Annotated in this window: 20 protein-coding genes; 19 read left to right on the forward strand and 1 reads right to left on the reverse strand. The window is 48.9% G+C overall.

Translation table 11 applies throughout. The features are described from left to right. The first annotated feature begins 13 nt into the window (after positions 1 to 13). The 15 genes from E6W40_RS02910 (at position 14) to fba (ending at position 16,680) form a co-directional block, all read left to right on the forward strand. Positions 14 to 1,198 carry an ROK family transcriptional regulator gene (locus tag E6W40_RS02910; RefSeq protein WP_136604106.1) on the forward strand — a complete coding sequence of 395 codons (1,185 nt, stop codon included), beginning with the start codon at positions 14 to 16 and terminating at the stop codon, positions 1,196 to 1,198. A gap of 43 nt (positions 1,199 to 1,241) precedes the next feature. Further along, positions 1,242 to 2,240 carry an asparaginase gene (locus E6W40_RS02915; protein WP_136604107.1) on the forward strand — a complete coding sequence of 333 codons (999 nt, stop codon included), beginning with the start codon at positions 1,242 to 1,244 and terminating at the stop codon, positions 2,238 to 2,240. Between the two features lie 121 nt (positions 2,241 to 2,361). Further along, positions 2,362 to 4,005: a peptide ABC transporter substrate-binding protein gene (locus E6W40_RS02920; RefSeq protein WP_136604108.1), complete on the forward strand. Its 1,644-nt coding sequence runs from the start codon at positions 2,362 to 2,364 to the stop codon at positions 4,003 to 4,005. A 107-nt stretch (positions 4,006 to 4,112) separates the two neighbouring features. Beyond that, a complete protein-coding gene (locus E6W40_RS02925; protein WP_136604109.1) occupies positions 4,113 to 5,048 on the forward strand; it encodes an ABC transporter permease in 936 nt (311 codons plus the stop codon). 4 nt (positions 5,049 to 5,052) lie between these two features. Beyond that, the gene (locus E6W40_RS02930) at positions 5,053 to 5,979 is read left to right on the forward strand and encodes an ABC transporter permease (protein WP_136604110.1); all 927 of its coding nucleotides are present in this window, start codon (positions 5,053 to 5,055) and stop codon (positions 5,977 to 5,979) included. 12 nt (positions 5,980 to 5,991) lie between these two features. Further along, positions 5,992 to 6,999, forward strand: a complete 1,008-nt coding sequence (locus E6W40_RS02935; RefSeq protein WP_136604111.1) for an ABC transporter ATP-binding protein — start codon at positions 5,992 to 5,994, stop codon at positions 6,997 to 6,999. Beyond that, positions 6,999 to 8,033, forward strand: coding sequence for an ABC transporter ATP-binding protein (locus E6W40_RS02940; protein WP_136604112.1), 1,035 nt, complete (start codon positions 6,999 to 7,001; stop codon positions 8,031 to 8,033). Before E6W40_RS02935 ends, E6W40_RS02940 begins: the two co-directional genes overlap by 1 nt. Further along, positions 8,020 to 9,447: a dipeptidase PepV gene (gene pepV / locus E6W40_RS02945; protein WP_136604113.1), complete on the forward strand. Its 1,428-nt coding sequence runs from the start codon at positions 8,020 to 8,022 to the stop codon at positions 9,445 to 9,447. Before E6W40_RS02940 ends, pepV begins: the two co-directional genes overlap by 14 nt. Before the next feature lie 38 nt (positions 9,448 to 9,485). Beyond that, complete coding sequence (locus tag E6W40_RS02950; RefSeq protein ID WP_246072823.1) at positions 9,486 to 10,946, forward strand: leucyl aminopeptidase family protein; 1,461 nt, start codon at positions 9,486 to 9,488, stop codon at positions 10,944 to 10,946. After that, positions 10,943 to 11,650: a copper homeostasis protein CutC gene (locus E6W40_RS02955; RefSeq protein WP_136604115.1), complete on the forward strand. Its 708-nt coding sequence runs from the start codon at positions 10,943 to 10,945 to the stop codon at positions 11,648 to 11,650. Before E6W40_RS02950 ends, E6W40_RS02955 begins: the two co-directional genes overlap by 4 nt. A gap of 8 nt (positions 11,651 to 11,658) precedes the next feature. Next, the gene (locus tag E6W40_RS02960; RefSeq protein ID WP_246072824.1) at positions 11,659 to 12,639 is read left to right on the forward strand and encodes an ROK family protein; all 981 of its coding nucleotides are present in this window, start codon (positions 11,659 to 11,661) and stop codon (positions 12,637 to 12,639) included. A 243-nt stretch (positions 12,640 to 12,882) separates the two neighbouring features. Beyond that, positions 12,883 to 13,944 carry an SIS domain-containing protein gene (locus E6W40_RS02965; protein ID WP_136604116.1) on the forward strand — a complete coding sequence of 354 codons (1,062 nt, stop codon included), beginning with the start codon at positions 12,883 to 12,885 and terminating at the stop codon, positions 13,942 to 13,944. 20 nt (positions 13,945 to 13,964) lie between these two features. Next, on the forward strand, positions 13,965 to 14,753 hold the full coding sequence (locus E6W40_RS02970; RefSeq protein ID WP_136604117.1) for a DeoR/GlpR family DNA-binding transcription regulator: 789 nt from the start codon (positions 13,965 to 13,967) through the stop codon (positions 14,751 to 14,753). Positions 14,754 to 14,783: 30 nt separating this feature from the next. Then, on the forward strand, positions 14,784 to 15,767 hold the full coding sequence (locus tag E6W40_RS02975; protein ID WP_136604118.1) for an ROK family protein: 984 nt from the start codon (positions 14,784 to 14,786) through the stop codon (positions 15,765 to 15,767). A gap of 46 nt (positions 15,768 to 15,813) precedes the next feature. After that, positions 15,814 to 16,680, forward strand: coding sequence for a class II fructose-1,6-bisphosphate aldolase (gene fba / locus E6W40_RS02980; RefSeq protein ID WP_136604119.1), 867 nt, complete (start codon positions 15,814 to 15,816; stop codon positions 16,678 to 16,680). An 89-nt stretch (positions 16,681 to 16,769) separates the two neighbouring features. Here the strand turns inward: fba and E6W40_RS02985 are convergent, their stop codons facing one another. Next, positions 16,770 to 17,423, reverse strand: a complete 654-nt coding sequence (locus E6W40_RS02985) for a TetR/AcrR family transcriptional regulator (protein WP_136604120.1) — start codon at positions 17,421 to 17,423, stop codon at positions 16,770 to 16,772. 309 nt (positions 17,424 to 17,732) lie between these two features. Here E6W40_RS02985 and E6W40_RS02990 point away from each other — a divergent pair, with 309 nt between their 5' ends. The 4 genes from E6W40_RS02990 to E6W40_RS03005 all read left to right on the forward strand — a co-directional run bounded on the left by E6W40_RS02990 (position 17,733) and on the right by E6W40_RS03005 (position 21,070). Next, entirely contained in the window at positions 17,733 to 18,485 is a 753-nt protein-coding gene (locus E6W40_RS02990) for an SDR family NAD(P)-dependent oxidoreductase (RefSeq protein WP_136604121.1), read from the forward strand. 129 nt (positions 18,486 to 18,614) lie between these two features. Further along, positions 18,615 to 19,700, forward strand: coding sequence for a DUF4349 domain-containing protein (locus E6W40_RS02995; protein ID WP_168928807.1), 1,086 nt, complete (start codon positions 18,615 to 18,617; stop codon positions 19,698 to 19,700). A 171-nt stretch (positions 19,701 to 19,871) separates the two neighbouring features. After that, positions 19,872 to 20,549 carry a Na-translocating system protein MpsC family protein gene (locus tag E6W40_RS03000; protein ID WP_136604123.1) on the forward strand — a complete coding sequence of 226 codons (678 nt, stop codon included), beginning with the start codon at positions 19,872 to 19,874 and terminating at the stop codon, positions 20,547 to 20,549. 110 nt (positions 20,550 to 20,659) lie between these two features. Next, positions 20,660 to 21,070, forward strand: coding sequence for a response regulator (locus E6W40_RS03005; protein WP_136604124.1), 411 nt, complete (start codon positions 20,660 to 20,662; stop codon positions 21,068 to 21,070). The last annotated feature ends 42 nt before the right edge of the window (positions 21,071 to 21,112 follow it).

Below are 21,112 nucleotides of genomic sequence, written 5' to 3' on the forward strand. Positions count from 1 at the left end.
AGCAATCCACAAGATGCAAAAGCACGATCAGGATTTTATTAAAAGAAAAAATAGATCGACTGTTTTTGAGATGATCAAAAACAACTCACCCCTGTCACGTGCAGACATTGCCAGATTGACTGGTATGAGCCCTACCACGGTAAGCCGAATTGTTTCCGAGCTATATCATCTGGATTTTATGCATGAAATTGAGCAGGAGACGACAAGTGTAGGACGTAAAGCGGTTTTTCTTCAGGTAAATCCGCGATCCGTTCTATCTGTCGGAGTGGAAATTGATAAAGCCAACATCCGGATCGGCGTCATAGATTTGGATGGTAGAGTGATTGGCAGCAGGATGATAGAAAGACAGAAGAGCGAAGCGTCAGAAATTACGCTGGAGCATATTGCTGGCGGAATTAATGAATTAATAGAAGAAGAAAGCTTTGACCGCCGCCGAATTGTGGGGATCGGTGTAGGACTTCCGGGCATTATCGATCACGCCAGCGGTACTGCCGTTTTATCAGCACAGCTGGGCTGGAAGCAGACTGATATCGCCGGAGTGCTGAAGAAACATACCGGACTCGAGGTTGCCGTGGACAATGAACTGAAGGTGAAATCACTAGCAGAGCATATGTATGGATCGGCCAAGGGTTCGAACCGCTCGGTTCTAATTGGCTTCGGCAGTGGTGTCGGATCTTCCCTCATTATTGATGGTGAGATTTACCGGGGCGAATCCAACAGTGCAGGGGAGATTGGTCATACGGTCATTGATCCTAACGGGATTTTATGCGAATGCGGTAAAGTGGGCTGCTTGCAGACCTATATCGCTGAAGCATCATTGATTGAACAATCCAATAAAATCAAACCGATCACGAGTCTGGATGAACTGTTTCAGGCTAAGCATAATGGAGAGTTTTGGGCTTCGAGCATGCTTGACCGGGCAATGACCTTTGTTGCGGTTACGATCAGCAATATTGCCTGCATGTATAATCCGGATACCGTGATTTTAACAGGTAAGCTCGTAGAGAGATTTCCTGAGGTCAGAGCGTTTATTGCGGAGAAATGTATGGAGCAATTCGTATGGGAACCGCTGCGGGGCACCTTCCAAATCGTATATTCGGCTTTTGAGAACGATGGTGTCGTGATCGGTTCGGGCCTGCTGGCGCAAAGCCGGTTCCTGGATATCGGGAGTCAAATGGAGCAAGTGGAACAAGTCTAAGGAAGTAAATCATCTTGAATAATATCAAAAGCGGGGGATAGAGATGTATTTCAAACCATTAGTTGAAGAATTTCGTGCAGGTGTGCTCGAAAATGTTCATTTGGGCGTGTTATGCGGTGTGAATGACAAAGGTGAGCTGATTCATGAAGTAGGCAGCGCAGAGCATGTGACTTTCCTGCGTTCCGCTGCAAAACCATTTCAAGCGATTCCGGTAATGAAGCAGAATATTGCTGGGAAGTACGGTCTGACCGACACCGAAGCGGCAATGTTCGCAGCATCGCATCGCGGAGAGACCTATCATATTGAAGCGTTGGAATCTATTATGGCCAAGATCGGCCTGACAGAGGATCAACTGCTGTGTTGTCCTACATATCCGCTGAATGACGAGCCGAAATTCGCTTGCATGCGAGAAGGCAAACCACCGAGAAAGCTCTATCATAACTGCTCAGGCAAGCATCTTGGCATTATCGCCACGGCCAAAGAGATGGGTTATGACACCGAGACATACTGGCAGCTGTCCCATCCGATTCAGCAGGATATCCTGCATACGCTGGCTGATATGGCAGACTATCCGGTGGATCAAATTCAAATCGGTGTAGATGGATGCGGTTTCCCGATCTTTGCGCTTCCACTTCAAAATATTGCAAAGGCTTATCTGAAGCTCGCTTGCCCGGATCTGATCCAGGATGAAGAAACCCGCGAAGCTGTCAAAAGAATGACTGCTTACATGCATGCCGCACCAGACAGCATCGCAAGCCATAACTTTATTTGTTCCGAGCTGCTGCGTGACGACAACATCGTTGCCAAAGGTGGAGCCAAAGGCGTGTATTGTTTCTCTTTAATCCGGGAACGCGTTGCTTTTGCACTTAAGGTGATTGATGGTTCGGAAATTCCATGGCCGATTGTTGTCGCTTCGATTCTGGAGCAGATCGGTTACAGTAACCAAGAAACGATCGACAGACTCTACTCCGTTGTGCCGAAGGAAATCAAAAATGACAATCACATCGTTGTCGGCGAGCGGAAAGCTGCTTTTACTTTTTAACTTTCATTCATCATTTATATTCTGATTTGATTTCTTGTACATGGGTTCGTTCGTTGTTTCCGTAAACGGAAGTGACGGTGCAATCATACATTAAAGGGGAACAAAAGGAGTGGGACATGTTATGAAAAAGAAAAAGGTGGGCTTACTGGTATCGCTGCTTGTGGTATCCGCAATGTTTACGGGCTGCTCGTTTTCGGGCAGTGACAGCAAAACGGCGGACAGCGCGTCCGGTCAAACGACATCATCTGCAGGATCAGCCAAAGAATTAAAGCTGTATGTAGAGAACGAGATCAAGGATCTGGACCAGTGGAAGGCATCTGATGATGTGTCATTTACAGTCCTGAACAACGTCAATGAAGGTCTTTACCGTCTGGATCTGAAAAATGAGCCGCAGCCTGCCATGGCTGAAAAGGTGGACCTCTCCGAGGACAAGCTGACTTACACCTTTACGCTTCGCGACAATGCAAAATGGAGTGACGGAACGCCTGTAACAGCCCAAGATTTCAAATACGCATGGCTTCGTGAAATGGATCCGAAAACCGGAACCAACGGTTATTCCTTCATTATGACCGATTACATCGTGGGTGCTGCCGATTATGCAGCCGGAGGTTCCGCAGATCAGGTTGGTATTGAAGCGAAGGATGACAAAACGCTTGTCGTCAAGCTGACTCAACCGACGCCTTACTTCCTGCGCCTGGCTTCGCTGGCTCCATACTTCCCGATGAAAGAGGATTTCGTGAAGTCCAAAGGGGAAGGTTACGCACTTGGTGCTGACAGCATGCTGTATAACGGCCCTTATACCCTGTCTTCGGTTGATGCGGCCAGCGGCGCGGTTCTGGTAAAGAACCAGGGCTACTGGGATGCGGCTAATGTAAAGGTTGATAAAGTTGACCTTAAGGTCATTAAAGAGAAAAGTACAGCGCTTAACGCTTACAAAGCAGGCCAGCTGGATCGTGTACTCTTGGCCTCCTCGGATGTGAATGCATCGAAATCGGATCCTGGCTTTGGAACAGGAATCAATTTCAGAACGACGTATCTGCAGTTCAACCTGAAAGCAGATGGTGTGAGCAATGTTAATATCCGTAAAGCGCTTGAATTTGGATTCGATTCCAAGCTGCTTGCAGATCAGGTCCTCAACAATGGTTCCAAGGCAGCTACAGGCTTGATTCCTGACGAGATGAGCGGGATCGACGGCAAGTCTTTCCGCGAAACACAAGGGGATCTGGTTGGCGTCGATGCGGCCAAAGCCAAAGAATACTGGGATCAAGGCGTCAAAGAGCTTGGTAAGGCTCCGAAAATCACGATGCTGGTAGCCGATACTTCGGAAGTAAAAGACGTCTCCACATTCATGCAAAGTGAATACAAGAAGAACCTCGGGATTGATGTTACCATTGATACCAAAACCAGCAAAGCACGGGGTCAACTGATGGACAACAGCAACTATCAGATGGCGATTACCGCTTGGGGCGCTGACTACGATGATGCTATGACTTATCTCGATCTGTGGGCGAATCATACGCCTTACCGCGGTAACTATGAAAACGCCGATTACGATAAGCTGATCATCGGTGCGAAGAAAGAAACCGACGAGAAGAAACGCTTGGATATGCTTCTCGCCGCTGAGAAAACGCTCTTGAATGACGATGTTGTCGTTGTTCCGATCTACTTCGGCGGTTACTCCTTCCTATTAAACGATAGAGTTCAAAACTTGGAATATCATCCGTATGGCAACCCTGTTGATTTCAAATATGCGGATGTAAAATAACGCAGGTTTCAGGGTTCAGGGAGAGGAGAGAAGCGCTGCTTCTCTCTTTCCTTTCCCACCCCTTATGAATTGTATGATTTATTCCCCATCTTCCGGGAGGTGCGACATTGAAACGTTATATCGGCATCCGAATTATTTATTTGCTCATAACCCTGTTTATTATCTCGACCGTAACCTTCTTCCTGATGAAAGCACTGCCCGGTACGCCATTTGACGAGGAGAAGCTGGCCCAGCTTCCGCAGGAACAGAAGCAGATGATTTTAACGAGCTACGGCCTCGATAAGCCGGTAATCACGCAGTATGTCAACTATATCAAAAACGTGGCGCAAGGTGATCTGGGAACCTCTTTCTTCTATACGGGACAAAAGGTTACGAACATCATCTCCGGCAGACTTTTCCCTTCGGCCCTTATCGGTCTTCAGGCCGTGCTGCTGGGTCTTGCCATTGGCATGATTCTTGGAATTGTAGCCGCTTACCGGCATAACACCGGCTGGGATTACGCCACAATGATTATCGCGGTTCTGGGCGTCTCGATTCCGAACTTTGTGCTTGCTGCACTGCTGCAGTATTATGTCGGCCTGAAATGGGGGCTTTTGCCTGTAGCATTTTGGGAAAGCTATCCGAGCTCGATTTTGCCGTCCATTGCCTTGTGTGTTGGCGTAATTGCTCTGATTGCACGCTTCGTCCGGACAGAAATGCTGGAAGTGCTGGATCAGGATTATGTAATGACAGCCAAGGCTAAAGGTCTCGGAACGATACGGATTATGTTTCAGCATGTCATTCGTAACTCGCTTATTTCCGTGATCACGATTCTCGGACCCATCGTTGTCAATCTGCTGACAGGTTCGCTCGTTATTGAAAATATTTTCGGTATTCCCGGAATTGGCAGCCTATTCGTAGATTCGATTAAAATGAATGATTACTCGACGATCATGGGCATTACATTGTTTTACAGTGCCTTCTATGTACTGGTCATGCTCATTGTAGACTTGCTATACGGCCTTGTCGATCCGCGGATCCGTCTGGCTTCAGGAAAGGGGTAAGCTTATGCCGCAGGACACACAAAACATCGATGCGTTATTTAAACCAGCTGCAGCCCGGCCTGATGATAAGGAGAAAATCTCCCGTGAATCTCTCACGGCATTCCAGGACAGCTGGAGACGTCTCAGACAAAATAAGGCTGCAATTATCAGTCTTGTCATTCTAATAGTTATGCTGCTTCTCGCTATCATCGGACCATGGATTGGCCATCACAATTATTACGCTACGGATTATGATGCGGTGTACCAGAAGCCAAACGCGGATCACTGGTTTGGTACCGATAAATTCGGCCGAGATCAGTGGGCAAGAATTTGGCAGGGCACGCGGATATCACTCCTAATCGCGGTGCTTGCTGCTGCGCTGGATTTGGTTATTGGCGTGGCTTATGGCGCGGTATCCGCGCTGCTTGGAGGCCGGACGGATAATGTAATGCAGCGCATCATCGAAATCATGACCGGTATTCCGAGCTTGATCATTATCATCCTGCTCATGATGGTTATGAAGCCCGGAATTATCACGATTATGATCGCTATGTCCATTACGGGCTGGGTGAATATGGCGCGCCTGGTACGGGCCCATATCATGAAGCTGAAATCCCAGGAGTTCGTGCTTGCCGCCCGTACGCTGGGAACATCGAATACCCGCATTATATGGAAGCATCTGATTCCGAATACAATCGGCATTATTGTCATCAATACGATGTTTACGATTCCGTCGGCGATTTTCACAGAGGCGTTTCTGAGCTTTATCGGTCTCGGACTTCAGTCCCCGATGTCATCTCTGGGCGTGCTGATTAATGACGGATTCGCATCACTCAATACGCAGGCCTACTTGCTGTTGTATCCTTCAATCGTCATTGTCCTGATTATGGTGACATTTAATATTCTGGGTGACGGGTTACGGGATGCACTCGATCCAAGAATGCGGAAATAGGAGGGAATGACCATGAACAGCTTGCTGGAAGTTAAAGATTTGCAGGTAAGCTTTTACACATATGCCGGCGAGATTCAGGCGGTGCGTGACGTCAGCTTTTCCCTCGGCAAAGGAGAAACACTGGCTATCGTGGGAGAATCGGGGTCCGGTAAATCGGTCACCTCGAAAAGTATTATGAGACTGCTGGCCAAGTCCGCGAAGATCAAGAATGGATCGATCCGGTTTGAAGGAAAAGAGCTTGCTTCTCTCCCGGAGAAACAGATGCAGGGCATTCGGGGAAAAGAAATCTCCATGATTTTTCAGGACCCCATGACTTCTCTGAATCCGACGATGACCATTGGCAGACAGATTACCGAAGTCCTGCGCAAGCACCGGAACATGGGCAGGGACGAAGCTGCGAAAAGAGCCGTGGAGCTGCTGAACCAGGTCGGAATTCCGAATCCGGAAAAACGTCTGAAACAATACCCTCACCAGCTGTCAGGAGGGATGCGACAGCGTGTCGTTATTGCCATTGCGCTGGCCTGCAATCCTAAAGTGATTATTGCCGATGAGCCGACAACCGCACTTGACGTAACGATCCAGGCTCAAATTCTGGAGCTGATGAACCGGCTGCAGCAGCAGATGGAAACCTCGATTATTCTGATCACCCATGATCTTGGTGTTGTAGCTCATATGGCTTCGCGTGTCGCGGTCATGTACGCGGGCAAAATTGTGGAAACAGGCACGGTGGATGAAATATTCTATGAGCCGAAACATCCGTATACCTGGGGCCTGCTGGCCTCCATGCCGAAGCTGCATGAGAAAAGCGAAGAGCTTCTGGCCATTCCGGGTACGCCTCCGGACTTAAGCGATCCGCCAAAGGGCTGTCCGTTTGCGGCCCGTTGTCCATACACGATGGAAATATGCTATGAGCAAATGCCGTCTTATACAGAACATTCAGGAACCCACCGAGCCGCGTGCTGGCTGCAGGACAGCAGAGCACCGAAGGTGGAGCGTCCGCTTGCAGGAGGTGAACGGTAATGCATATGGAAAAGAAACCGCTGGTGGAAGTCAGCCATCTGAAACGTTTTTTTGATGTCGGAAGGGGCCAGATTCTCAAGGCAGTCGACGATGTCAGCTTCGAAATCTACCCGGGTGAGACCTTTGGCCTCGTGGGTGAATCCGGCTGCGGCAAGTCGACACTAGGTCGCACGCTCATCCGGCTTTATGACGCTACCTCCGGTACGGCATCGTTTAAAGGAAGCCCAATACATGGACATAAATCGAAGTCCGAGATGAAACAGCTGAGACGGGATATCCAGATGATTTTTCAGGATCCGTATGCTTCGCTGAACCAGCGGATGACGGTTACCGATATTATCGCGGAGGGCATTGATGCCCATGGATTGGCCAAAAACCGCAAGGAACGCCTTCAAATGGTACATGAACTGCTCGATACGGTAGGGCTTAACCGCAGTCATGCCGAACGTTTCCCGCATGAATTTTCAGGCGGACAGCGTCAGCGGATCGGGATTGCCCGGGCGCTTGCCGTGAATCCGAGCTTTATCATTGCCGATGAGCCGATCTCCGCGCTGGATGTTTCCATCCAGGCTCAGGTCGTCAATCTGATGAAAAAGCTTCAGCGCGAACGCGGTCTCACTTACCTCTTCATTGCGCATGATCTATCCATGGTCAAGCATATCAGCGACCGGATCGGTGTGATGTATTTGGGCGGAATGGTGGAGCTGTGCGAAAGCGACGAGCTGTTCGATAACCCGCTTCACCCGTATACGAAAACGCTGCTGTCAGCTATTCCGCTGCCGGATCCGAAGCTTGAGCGAAGCCGGGAACGCATGGTTTTGCAGGGCGATTTGCCAAGCCCGATCGATCCACCAAGCGGCTGCCGCTTCCGTACCCGCTGTCCGTTTGCTATGGAGGTATGTGCCTCTGAGACGCCGAAGTGGCAGGAGGCAGCCAAGGGACATTTTGTAGCCTGTCATCTTTATAATAACGACTTGGATGGAAAGGCTTCTAAACCGGTAGCGCAAGGAGTTGACGTACATGAATTGGTATGAGCAGGCAGTTAGCCGTGAAGCCGCCATTCTGCATGATCTCAAAGGACTGCTTGGCATTAAAAGCATCTTTGATCCGGAAACAGCAGCTCCAGGGCAGCCGATGGGTGAGGGAATTGCCGAAGCTCTGCGCTTTATGCTGGGGTTGTGCGAAGCAGAGGGCTTCAGGATCTGCAATCATGATGGATTGGTCGGGTATGCCGAGTACGGACCGGAAGATGCGGAGCATTACATCGCAGTACTGAGTCATTTGGATGTGGTGCCTGTGTCAGGTGCATGGATAACGCCTCCTTTTGAGCCTGCCATCCGGGATGGGAAATTATATGCCCGCGGTGCCATTGACGATAAGGGGCCGGCTATGGCTTCCTTTTATGCATTGAAAATCGTGAAGGATCTTGGACTGCCGCTCAAGCACCGGATACGCCTGATTTTTGGCACCGATGAGGAAAGAACGCACCGCTGCATGGAGAAATACAAGGAGCTTGAACCGATGCCGGCATGCGGCTTTACACCGGACGCCGAGTTCCCGATTGTATGTGCCGAGAAGGGACAGATCAATACAAGGATCATGTTCCCAACCACACAGCAGGGTCAAGAAATAAACGGAGACTACAAGCTGGTATCTTTTCATTCAGGTGTAGTTGCTAATATGGTTCCGGAAGCGGCTGAGGCCGTTGTGGCTGGCCAGGCGGATCGTTTGAACGCATTGGAGCAGGCATATCACGCTTACTGCGGCGAAATGAAGCTTATTGGCCGCATGGAGCAAGTAGATCAAAAGATTGTGCTGCATATGGCAGGAAAAGCAGCTCATGGCATGGAACCCCATTTAGGAATAAATGCGGGCCTTGCGCTAATCCATTTTCTGAAGGACTACTCATGGAACGAAGGCTCGGGTCATTTTCTGAATACCGTCGATACGCTTCTATATGATGATGTCTATGGACATGCACTCGGTATTGCCATGGAGGATGACATCAGCGGCCCACTCACGGTTAACAGCGGTCTTCTTCAGTATGATCCGCATGGAGAGAGCTTCTTTCATATCAATTTGAGATTTCCGATCTGCGGCACCTATGATGAGCTTCTGAAGAAGATATCAGCAAAAATCGCCGTTCATCAATTGGAGATGGAGCCACCAAGCCTGAAGAAGCCGCATCATGTGCCGGAGGATCACCCGATGATCCGGGTGCTGCAGGAGACCTATCTGGCGGAAACCGGCCAAACCGCGAAACTGTTGTCCACAGGAGGCGGGACTTACGCTGCCCATTTCCCTATGGGTGTTGCCTTTGGACCGTTATTTCCGGGGATGGAATCTACGGCACATCAGCCCAATGAATATATAGAAATTGAACTGCTTCTTCGCTCGACGGCCATTTATGCGAGAGCGGTGAGCGAGCTCGGGAATTTGAAGCTTTAGGCTTGGGATAACAAATCTTTTTGCAAAGGGATGCATGGATGATGGAAATTAAAACGGGAACAGAGCAGAAGGCAGAAGTGCTGATTGAACTGGTATTCAGTGATGGAGGATATGCGCCCGAACTTCCGGTCTCCGCAAAAATGAAAGAACGCGGGGCTCAGGCCTGGTTTTACGGCCGCAGTCCCGGTGAACAGGATATTGTAATTATTGGGCTTGGAGCCCGCAATCGGTTTAGTATGGAAATTTTGCGCGAGGCCGCCGGGAGTGCAGGCCGCGCGATTCAAGATATCGGGAAGAAGACGGCTGTGGTAAATCCGTCATGTCTTCATGAACTTTTTGGCTCCACGTTATGGCCGCAAGAGGCGGTTACTGCATGGGTGGAGGGCTGGCAGCTCGGGACGTATCTCTTCAATAAATATAAGTCCGTCGAAAAACAGCCGCCGGTTGAATGGATTCAGTTAAGCCCGGACCAGCAGCAGGATTATGCCAATGCCGCTGAGCTGGGACAAATCCGCGCCGAAGCGACATCCCTGGCCCGTGATTTGTGTAACGAGGCAGCAAGTGATTTGAATCCGGCAGCCTTTGTTTCGCGCATCCAGCATATTTTTGCCGGTCGCGACGTAAAGATTCATGTTTATGAAGGCGAAGAGCTGAAGCAGCGGCAAATGAATGGACTTCTGGCCGTGGGTGCAGGCAGCAAGTATCCTCCTGCCATGGTCGAGATTAGCTATACAAGTGATCCTGATGCTGAACATCTTGCATTGATCGGCAAAGGCGTCACGTTTGATATGGGCGGAATGAATCTGAAGGATGCCCGTGATTTGAGTGATGCCCGGTTTGATATGGGCGGTGCGGCAGCCATTATCGGCGCAATGGATGTTTTAACACGCCTGAAGGTTAGAGCACGGATCAGTGCCATCATCCCGATTGTGGACAATGTGCCGGATGGAGGCGCATTTCTTCCTTCCGATGTCGTCCGCTATCCGAATGGACTTACTGTACAAGTGGTTAACACGGATGCTGAAGGCCGGCTGATTCTGGCAGATGCGATTCTGCATGCCATCCGCAGCGGCGCAACGCAGGTCATTGACGTAGCTACATTAACAGGCGCTGTCGGTCATGCGCTGGGGCTGAAGGTTGCCGGCGTGTGGGGAGATGCGGAATATGCCGAACAGCTGATGCAGATCGGTGAACGCAACGGCGACCGGATCTGGAGACTGCCGCTTGTGGATGAAGACGAAGAGCTGCTGAACAGTCCTTACGCGGATTTGGCCAATCTGGCATCCAATCCATATGGCGGTGCGAATATGGCTGCGCTGTTTTTACGCCGTTTTGTAGATTCAAAAGCGCGTTGGTGCCATATTGACATGGCTAATACGGCACAAGTGCCTTCCACCCGCGGCTATAAAGTATTAGGAGCAACAGGTTATGGAGTAAGACTTCTTGCCGATTTTGTATGTGAACAGATTTCGGCAGGTGAAAGAGGAGGGAATTCATGAAGCTGGAGGTCATTGCAACGAATTTGACGGATGCAATCTTAGCTGAGCAGGGCGGTGCGGACCGGATCGAGCTCGTGACCGGTATTATGGAGGGAGGGCTCACCCCGGGACCTGGGCTAATCAAGGAAGCGGTGCGTCATTTACATATTCCGGTTCATGTCATGGTCCGTCCTCATAGTCAGTCTTTTGTTTATGATGAGCATGACCTGCAAACGATGCGGGAGGATATCGCTTTTATCAAGGAGAGCGGAGCGGCAGGCATTGTACTTGGCGCTTTGACTCCTGCGGGAGCGGTGGATACAGAGGCACTTGATCTGCTGCTTCAGGATACGGCGGGATTGAATGTGACCTTTCATCGGGCATTTGACGAGATAGAAGATCAACTGCCCGCATTAAAGGTTCTCTCCCGCTATCCGCAAATCAACCGCATTCTGACCTCTGGCGGCCCTCTGCCGGCTCCGAAATCTGCACCGCAGATTGAGAGGCTTGTAGAAACAGCCCAAGGGACGGGAATCCGCATTCTCGCTGGATATGGACTTAGCGTGCCGGTGCTTCAGAAGTTTGTACAAACGACAGGTGTGGAGGAAGTTCACTTCGGATCTGCCCTGCGCATTGACGGTGATAACTTGAAGCCGGTAGATCCTTTCCGGGTCCAAGCAGCCAAACAGATCATTAATGACTTACTACAGGGAATGACAGGATAGATAAAAAAATGATGACTATTGTGGTGAATACAACATTGGAAAAAGAGAACAGAGCGGTTATCGGTGTAGACTTGGGAGGAACAAAGATTGCGACGGGAATGCTGGATCAGTCCGGCAGCCTGCTGGCACGCAGCCAGAAGGCAACAGCAGGCTTGAAAAGCGCTGACGAAGTCATTTCTACGATTGTAGATACCATTAATGAAGTACGCGGAGAGCAAGATATTGCCGGTGTAGGTGTGGCTTCACCGGGTATGGTGGACAGCAAGAATGGCATCATTTCAAATGGAGTCAATTTGCCAGATTGGGATGGGATTTCCCTGCAATCGGAGCTCGAGAAGAGGCTCGGCATTTCGGTTTGTTTGATTAATGATGCAAATGCCGCTGCATGGGGTGAATATGTATACGGAGCGGGCCGCGGATCGCAGAGCATGGTCTATGTGACGCTGAGCACGGGAATCGGCTCGGGTCTTGTGTTGGATGGCAGACTCTTTACAGGCTCATCCTCATTTGCCGGGGAATTGGGGCATACGGTGATTAACCCAGCCGGCGTTCAGTGCGGCTGCGGCCAGCGGGGCTGCTGGGAGACCTATTCCTCGGGCACAGCTATTGCCCGCCTCGCCCGGGAAGCTATTGCGGAAGCCGGAATTGAAACGCATATGACGGTGCTGGCTGAAGCGGAAGGAGTGCCGCTCAGTGCGAAGCATGTGTTTCAGGCTGCCGCGCTAGGAGATCAGGTGGCTGCCGAAACACTGGAACAGGTTATCCACTACACCGGGCTCGGACTCATGAATATTATTCATAGCTTCAACCCGGATCGGATCGTCATTGGCGGTGGAGTCAGCAAGGCAGGGAATGCATTCTTTGAACCGCTGATCCGTAAGACGGAGGAGCTGATCCTGGAGCCTTACCGGGGAACATGTACGATCAAACCGGCTGAGCTGCGTGATGATGTGGGCATTATCGGTGCAGCAGCATTATTTGTTGATTAATCATCAATTCAACATCAATTCATGACAAGCTTGAATAAAGTTGAATGACCAAAAAAGGAAGCAGCAAGGGTTCATAACTTGCGGCTTCCTTTTTTATTGTTTAGGAAAGTGTTCAACAAGGTCACTTTTCATCTTCATATGCAAAAATAAATCATATTTATGATTGAATATTTCATAATGATGAAATATAATGTCATTATAACGACTCATCATTACATTATTAAAGACTGGGGTGGATATTTAGTGTCAGAACAGTATGGTGTATTGACGTATCCGGAAATCGGAGGACAAAGCGAAGCACTGGCTGCCGCTTGGAAGCAGCTGGAGCAGCAGCAGGACTGGGTAGACCAATATTTCAAGAGCGACAAATATGACGAGGTGCTCTTTATCGGATCGGGGACCTCTTACTATCTTGCATTGACTGCGGCAAGCACCTTCCGCAAATGGACCGGAAAGAGCGCAAGCGCGCATCCGTCTTCTGAAATTTATCTATTTAGAGAGCAGGCCGTGGCTGCAAAGAAAGAAGTGCTTCTCGTTGGAATTTCCCGTTCCGGTGAATCCTCTGAAGTGATTTTGGCGCTGAATTCGGTTAAGGATCTTGCCGGCTGGACGACTTGCGGCATGACCTGTGATGAAGAGAGCACAATGGCCAAAAATGTGCCATGTCTCGTATCTCCGCTAGGCAAGGAAAAAAGTACCGTCATGACGAAATCCTTCAGCAGTATGACCTTCATGCTGCAGGCAGCGATGGCGAAGGCAGCCGGAAGCGAAGCTCATCTCGCCGAACTGAAAGAAGTGCTGGAGCTCAGCAAGGATATCGTGCCTAATGGAGATGCAGCAGCTAAGGCGGTTATTGACGGTCATCCGGAGCTTAACAAGTTTATCTACCTTGGTATGGGCGCTTATAACGGTCTTGCTCAGGAAGCTTGCCTTAAGCTGAAGGAAATGTCCTGTGTATGGACGGAAAGCTTTGGTACAATGGAATTCCGGCATGGTCCTAAATCCGTTGTGGAACCGGGTACGATGGTATGCCTGTTCCTCTCTGAGAATGCCAGAGCCTATGAAGTGAAAGTAGCACAAGAAATGAAAGAATATGGTGCGTTTGTGGTTATTGTGACAGCCGAAGCGGGAGAAGACACATCCTTTGCCGATTTGGTCTTTGCTACAGGCGGCCGCAGCCTCAGCGATGAAGCCAGATCGGCTCTGAATATGCCGCTGGTTCAATATATCGGTTACTATACAGCTTTGCGGGAAGGAAGAAATCCTGATAGCCCGCGGAATTTGACCCAGGTGGTCAAAATCTAAATTAAAGGAGCGGAACAGTTTTGCGTGAACGAAATGGATCGAAAGAAGAACGTCAGGAACAAATACTTGAATATATCCTACAGTACGGTTCTATCTCACTTCAGGAGGTCGTCCAGCATTTTGAGTGTTCGGAGGCGACGGCCAGACGGGACCTCGAAGCTTTGGAAAAGGCAGGAAGGGTTATCCGGACGATGGGCGGCGGAGCGAAGCCTGCGGGACTGGTCTCTGGAAGGGAGATTCCATTTCACGAAAAGCAAAACAAGCTCTATCGGGAAAAAGAAAGCATTGCCCAATTGGCGGCATCCCTTGTCGAAGAAGGGGATGTGATCGGTTTGACTGGGGGCACGACAACCTATCTGATTGCCCGTGCCCTCAAAAACCGCCGCAACATCACTGTGGTAACCAATGCCGTGAATATTGCAATGGAACTGTCTGAAAATGAGGATGTCCAAGTCGTATTGACCGGCGGTATGCTTCGCAGTAAGAACTTTGAGTTATGCGGACCGCTGGCTGAGCGGACGTTGGAAGCGCTGAATATCCATACGATGTTCATGGGCATTGACGGCTTTTCTGTTGAACAAGGGGTTAGCACGTACTCGGAACTCGAAGCCAATACGGCCAAAATGATGATGAAGCGGACAGAGCGAACGATCGCCGTATTTGACCATACGAAAGCCGGACGTAATTCCCTGTTCCAGGTAGCTCCGGTGACAGCCCTCTACGGGATCATTATTGATGAGGAGCCCGGAGAAGAGCTTCGCGAACGGCTCGCGTCGGAGCAAGTAAAAGTCTTTGTGACAGCCAAATAAAATATCGATCAATGCAGGGCGGGTGTGAAGATGGAAGTATATGCTGGCGTGGATGTTGGAGGAACCAACATTGTATGCGGTTTGGTCACCTCTTCCGGCGAGGTCATGTATCAAATCAAACGCGCAACGGAAGTCTCGAAGGGACCGGACGCGGTTTTGGAAAAAATCGCAGCCATGATTGAAGAGGCGGCGGTTGGTTATGCCGAACAATCAGGTTCGGATATTTCTGTCGTCGCAGCAGGCATTGGCCTGCCGGGCTTCGTGGATCCTGATGAGGGAATCGCCCGGTTTGCAGGCAATCTCGGCTGGCGGAATTTGCCGGCAGTGCAGAGGCTGCAGGCCAGACTGAATCTACCGGTCTATATCGACAATGATGTACGCACATACGTATACGGAGAAGCCATGTATGGAGCGGGCAAGGGCTACAATGACGTACTCGGAATCACTGTGGGTACCGGCATCGCTTCTGCTATGGTGAATGACGGCAAGCTGTTTTACGGCTTCCGCAATATGTCCGGAGAACTCGGACACATTGTGATGGAAGGCCTTACCGATCCTTGCCCATGCGGTCTGCATGGATGCCTGGAAACGTATGCTTCGGCATCCGGTATGGTACGTCAGGCCAAGAAGGGACTCCGGAGTGGGGAAGCATCTATTCTGCAGAACTGGTTTCCGGGTGAACAACTGGAGGAGCTTGCCGCAGCGGATCTTTCACGCGCCTATGATCTTGGTGATCCATTTGCCAAGTCCATCATGGAAAAGGCCGGAACCCTGCTCGGACGTGCCTTGTCCTATGCTGTTTCAATGGTCAGTCCGGAACTGATCATCGTGGGCGGGGGCGGTGCCTTGGCTGGGGACCGTCTGCTGTCGCCGCTGAAAGAGGAGCTTTTCAGCCGGATTTTGCCGGACTACCGAGATCATCTGAAAGTGGTAACAGCTCTGAATAATGACGATGCCGGTGTGACCGGAAGCGCCATGTATGCCAAGCAGAAGCATATCAGCACAACAATATAAGTAGTTCTATCATATAAACGAATCCAAACATGAAGGGGAAATTAACATGGCACTCGTTTCTTCTACTTCTTTATTGCAAACGGCAAGACAAAATAAATATGCAATCGGCGCGTTCAACGTGCATACCCTTGAAATGCTGCAGGCTGTGGTGGAAGCGGCTGAAGAAGCTCAGTCTCCGCTGATCATTCAATCCACGGTAGGTACGGTTAAGCATCTGGGAGCGGACTATATCGCTGCCGCAGCAACCGTAGCGTCCAATCGTGCCAGTGTGCCCATCGCGCTGCATCTTGACCACTGCTCCGATTTTGCTGTGATCATGAGCTGTATCCGTGCCGGCTATACTTCCGTCATGATTGATGCTTCCCATTCACCGTTTGAAGAGAATGTAGCCATCACGCAAAAGGTTGTGGAAGCCGCGAATGCGATTGGTATCAACGTAGAAGCTGAGCTTGGCAAAGTTGGCGGCGTAGAGGATGATATCGTCGTGGACGAAAGAGACGCACTGCTCGCTGATCCGGCTGAATGTGCAGAGTTTGTGGAACGTACAGGCGTGCATACGCTTGCTCCTGCGATCGGAACGGCGCATGGCATTTATAAAGGTACGCCAAACATTGATTTTGACCGTATCAAACGCATTGCCGATGTGGTGAGCGTTCCTCTCGTTCTGCATGGCGGCTCCGGTATTCCTGAGGAGCAGGTGAAGCGCGCTGTATCGCTGGGGATGGCCAAAATGAATGTGGCAACCGAGCTGCGCATCATTTTCTCGGATGCAATCAAAGCAGTCTTTGCTGAAAATCCGGAGGAAAATGATCCGCGTAAATATATGGTGCCGGCAAAACAGGCGTTGAAAAAAGCGGCTATGGAAAAAATGCAGCTTTGTGGCTGTGCCGGACGCGCTAGCGACTTCCGTTAATCAAAAATAAAGCATGGTATTGTAAGAAAAGCCTGTCTCATCCTGATTCGATATCAGGGCGAGACAGGCTTTTTCCATTTTACACTAAATTATTGCGGCTTCAGGTAGTCCAAAAAAATATTCTTCACAATCGTGAGCTGTATGATCATATCCGGATCAGCCTCAAACATGACAATATTGCTCTGAAGAGACAGCTTTTTGGAGAAAATGCCCAAAGCATTCACCAAGGTGGCCAGCGTCTCGTGTACTGGAATATCGGAACGGATAGAGCCGTCATCGATACAGTTTTGAATGATCTTTTTAAAGATGAGGTAAACCTTGCGGGTAGCCTCATGGTAATCTTCAATTCCATCCAGCGGCTCAGCCTGCTGGGCGGCATAGCTTTCAAATGCTTCGGTCAGTTTGTTGCGGTTAAGATATGCTGAGGAGGTATCTGCAATAAAGTGATCAAAGAGCATCTCAATTTTTTTGATACCTATTTCGGACTGTTCAGATATGGACTTAAAGGCTTCGGCCTCCATGTCGATGATCCTTGATGCTACAGCTACCACAATTCGATCCTTTTTGGGAAAGTATCTGAAGACCGTGGCAATCCCAACATTATCTTCGGCAGCAATGTCACGCATGGTGGCTTTATCCAGGCCTTTTTTGACAAAAACACGTTCAGCCGCTTCGATAATGCTGATTTCCCGCTGCTGCTTGGCTTCCTGACGCTCCTGCTCCCATCTGCTCTTTGGATCCATAATATACGTTCACGACCTTTTGGAATGAATTCTTACTTATTATAATACAGTGCCTGACGTAGCGCTCGATTTGTAGAATGCTATCAGACAGATTTTTGAAAGTCAATGAATTGTAAATTATCCCCTGTTTTGCGCCGAGTTATGTCATTGCTATTGTTTTGATGTGGTGATATAATCGATATCGTAATGATAGTCATTATATCACGACTCCGGAATATTGTACCCGGATCCTTAAAATTTGTACAAATATTTCGGTATAGACAGGTAAACCTAACCAATAGTTCTAATCATTGAAGGGAGTTTTTGATAATGGGTAGAGTATCAGGCAAAGTAGCAATCGTTACAGGCGCAGCAGGCGGCATGGGTAAAGCGGACGCTATGATTTTGGCTCAAGAAGGAGCAAAGGTCGTTGTAACCGACATTCAGGAAGACAAGGTTAACGAGGTTGTTGAGGAAATCAACAAAAACGGCGGCGAAGCCATCGGATTCCGTCATAACGTTACCTCCGAAGAAGAGTGGCAGCATATCGTTGACGAAACCGTGAAAAAATGGGGCAAAATTGACGTTCTCGTTAATAATGCCGGTATTTCTCTGGCTAAGAAGCTTGTAGACACAACTGCCCAGGATTGGGACAAAGTCATGTCAATCAACCTGACTGGCGGATTCTTCGGACTGAAGCATGTGATCCCTGTCATGCAAAAGAACGGCGGCGGCTCTATCATCAATATTTCTTCGATCGCTGGTCTGACAGGCAGCAACGGCGCTGGCCCATACACAGCAAGTAAAGGCGCGGTTCGCATGTTGACGAAAGCCGTAGCAATTGATTACGGTAAGGACAACATCCGCTGTAACTCAATTCACCCTGGATATATCGAAACTCCAATGACAAAAGACCTGCTCGCTGACGACAACATGACCAAATGGTTCATCTCCAACACTCCGCTCCCACGTTTGGGTAAACCGGAAAACATCGCGCAAGGCGTATTATTCCTGGCTTCCGATGAATCTTCCTTTATCACGGGCGCTGAGCTTGCCATCGACGGCGGCGTGTCTGCACGATAATCTCTTTAATAATAAGCAAAGCTCTTCGGGATGTTCCCGGGGGGCTTTTTTTATATCCCTGCAACCTTCCAAATGCTGGTTTCGTTAGTAAATATAAGAGAAAACTACAAATATTCAGGGGGGCTATTTATGAAAAAGTGGGGGTCATGGATTGCAGGGTTAATGTTTATTGTCATGCTGGCTAGCGGCTGCTCATCGGCTTCACAGGACAAGAGCAGCGGAACTGAAGCGAAGGCTGTAGAGACCTCCATGGACCAAGCGGCCAGTAAAGCAGATGGAGGAGACTCTCAGAGTAAAAATGAAGCTGCAAGTAAGGATAGCGCAAGCAAGCAAGAAGCGCCTGCCAGTCCAGATCCCAAGCTTCCTGATTCATCAGCTCAGACCATGGAAGGGACAGCAGGATTTAATTCCCAGGACCTGTCCAGCGGGCTGAATAAGAAGCTGATGTACAGGGCCAATATTGTGATGGAGATTCTGGATTACGGAAAGGCGCAGTCGGAGATCCGTAATATGGTTACGCTGTCCGGCGGATATATCGTCAATTTCAGCGAAACCCAGTCAATCAGTGAAAAAGGCGGGACGTTTGTCATCAAGGTGCCTGCTACCGGCTTTTCTCCTTTCTTAAACAGCCTTGAGAAAATCAAGCATGAGAATCTTCAGCGGAATATTGAGGGTCAGGATGTAAGCGAAGAATATGTTGATCTGGAGTCCAGACTCAAGGCCAAACAGATCATGGAGGAACAGTATGTCGCCTTTATGAAAAAAGCAACCAAGACCAATGACCTTGTGTCCTTTGCTAATGAACTCGAGCGTATACAATCAGAAATCGAGCAAATCAAGGGACGGATGCGTTATATCAACCAGAATGTATCCTATTCAACCGTAGAAATCCGTATCTTTGAAGAGGTTAAGGAACCTGAAAAACAAAAAGAAAATGAGATTCAGGCATCTCTTGGCAAACGGGCTTCTACTGCTTTTCAGGGAAGTATAGATGTCATCACTCAGGTCATTCAGTGGATCGTTGTTATCCTCTCGGGATCTATGCCTATTCTGATTATCGCTGCAATCGTATTGCTTGTCCTTTGGCTGGTGAGAAGATCGAGACATCGTAACCAGGAGGAAGCGGCCAAAAGGCGAAGGGAACTGAATGCTGGTTCAAAGGCAGAGCCGAATGGTGAAACAAGTATAAGCGAAGAACCAAAGGATGAGCAGTGATCATGGGTCTTATCATATTAAATATCGAAATAACCGTACGCAATATGATTGTGTACGGTTATTTTTTGGGTATATACGTCTAGAGACGGAGCATGCTATATAAGTGGTGATCCTTCGAAATTAATTGCTTTAACAACTTTATTGCACTATTATAAGAAGGAGAGATTAGTTATGTATACAACAGATCATACCAACCAGATTGCTTCTTACACCGCCAAGCTTCTCCGTGATAGATTTGGAAAAGGCCCTGAGTCGATATATGTATCTGTAAACAAGCAGTGTATTACGATGCATCTGCGGAATTTTATCGGCCCTGTGGAACAATTTCTTCTAAATCAGAAGGAAGAGCAGGTCTTCCGTTATACGCGGGAACTGATGATGCAGTCTTTACTTCCTGAGCTGACCGGATACCTTGAGCGTGAAATGGATATTAAACTGGACGATCTTTACTATGATTGGGGACTGCATGACGCATCCGGAATCATCGTTGGGCTTTTTGCAGATCATTCGCATACATCGGAAGTATACAATGGAAGAGACGAAGTACATAATCAGATCAACCGGGTGACCGGTATCGTGCAGAAACGGCCGGAAACGGTTTACTCCTGGTGGGTTAATCCGAAGAGTTTGGTTGTGATTCGGGAAGGTCTTCTGATTTTGATTGAAAAGGAAATGATTCATCTAGGATACGATGAGGTGCTTCGCACCACGAAACGTAAGCTGGAGAAAAGATATTTTGAAGAGGAAGCTGCGATTAGCACAGCCGTGGGCCGTAAGCTGTCGGAGCTCTATGTGGATTGGGATTTTGAACGAGATAAAAGTGTGATTGTATGTTTATTTCATGATTAGATTTTGATTGGCAGGAATGATTCAGACATGTAGTTATCCATGAGCTGAACATAAGCCAAAGGAAGAGCTGTCAGCTCTTTCTTTGGCTTTTTTTTGTGGGGAGGAGGAGAATGATGAGAAGAGATCATTACACCATATTATGCGTCGAGGACAACCCGATCAACATGGCTCTTATGCATCATATATTCAAAAAATACCCCCAAATTCTATTATTAAAAGCAGACTCAGCTGAACAAGCATTCGAACTCGTAGAAGAGGAAAAGCCGGATTTGATCCTTATGGACATACAGCTTCCAGGAATGGATGGATATGAGGCATTGAATTATCTGAAAAGCAAAAAGGATACCCGCCATATTCCAATCATGGCTGTCAGCTCTTATGCGATGGATTCAGATATTGCCCGCGGTCTTAAAGCCGGCTTCGCAGAATACATTACCAAGCCAATTGATTTGAAAATTTTTCTCGGCAGAGTCAGAGAACTGATCTTAGAGACAGAAGCAGCTGTGAGTCTGGAAGAATAATCCCCAGACATTCATATAACAATAGAAATAGAGCATTTGGGA

Origin of the sequence: Paenibacillus dokdonensis (genome assembly GCF_004916975.1) — a bacterium.
In the GTDB taxonomy this organism is placed as follows: Bacteria; Bacillota; Bacilli; order Paenibacillales; family Paenibacillaceae; genus Paenibacillus_AQ; species Paenibacillus_AQ dokdonensis.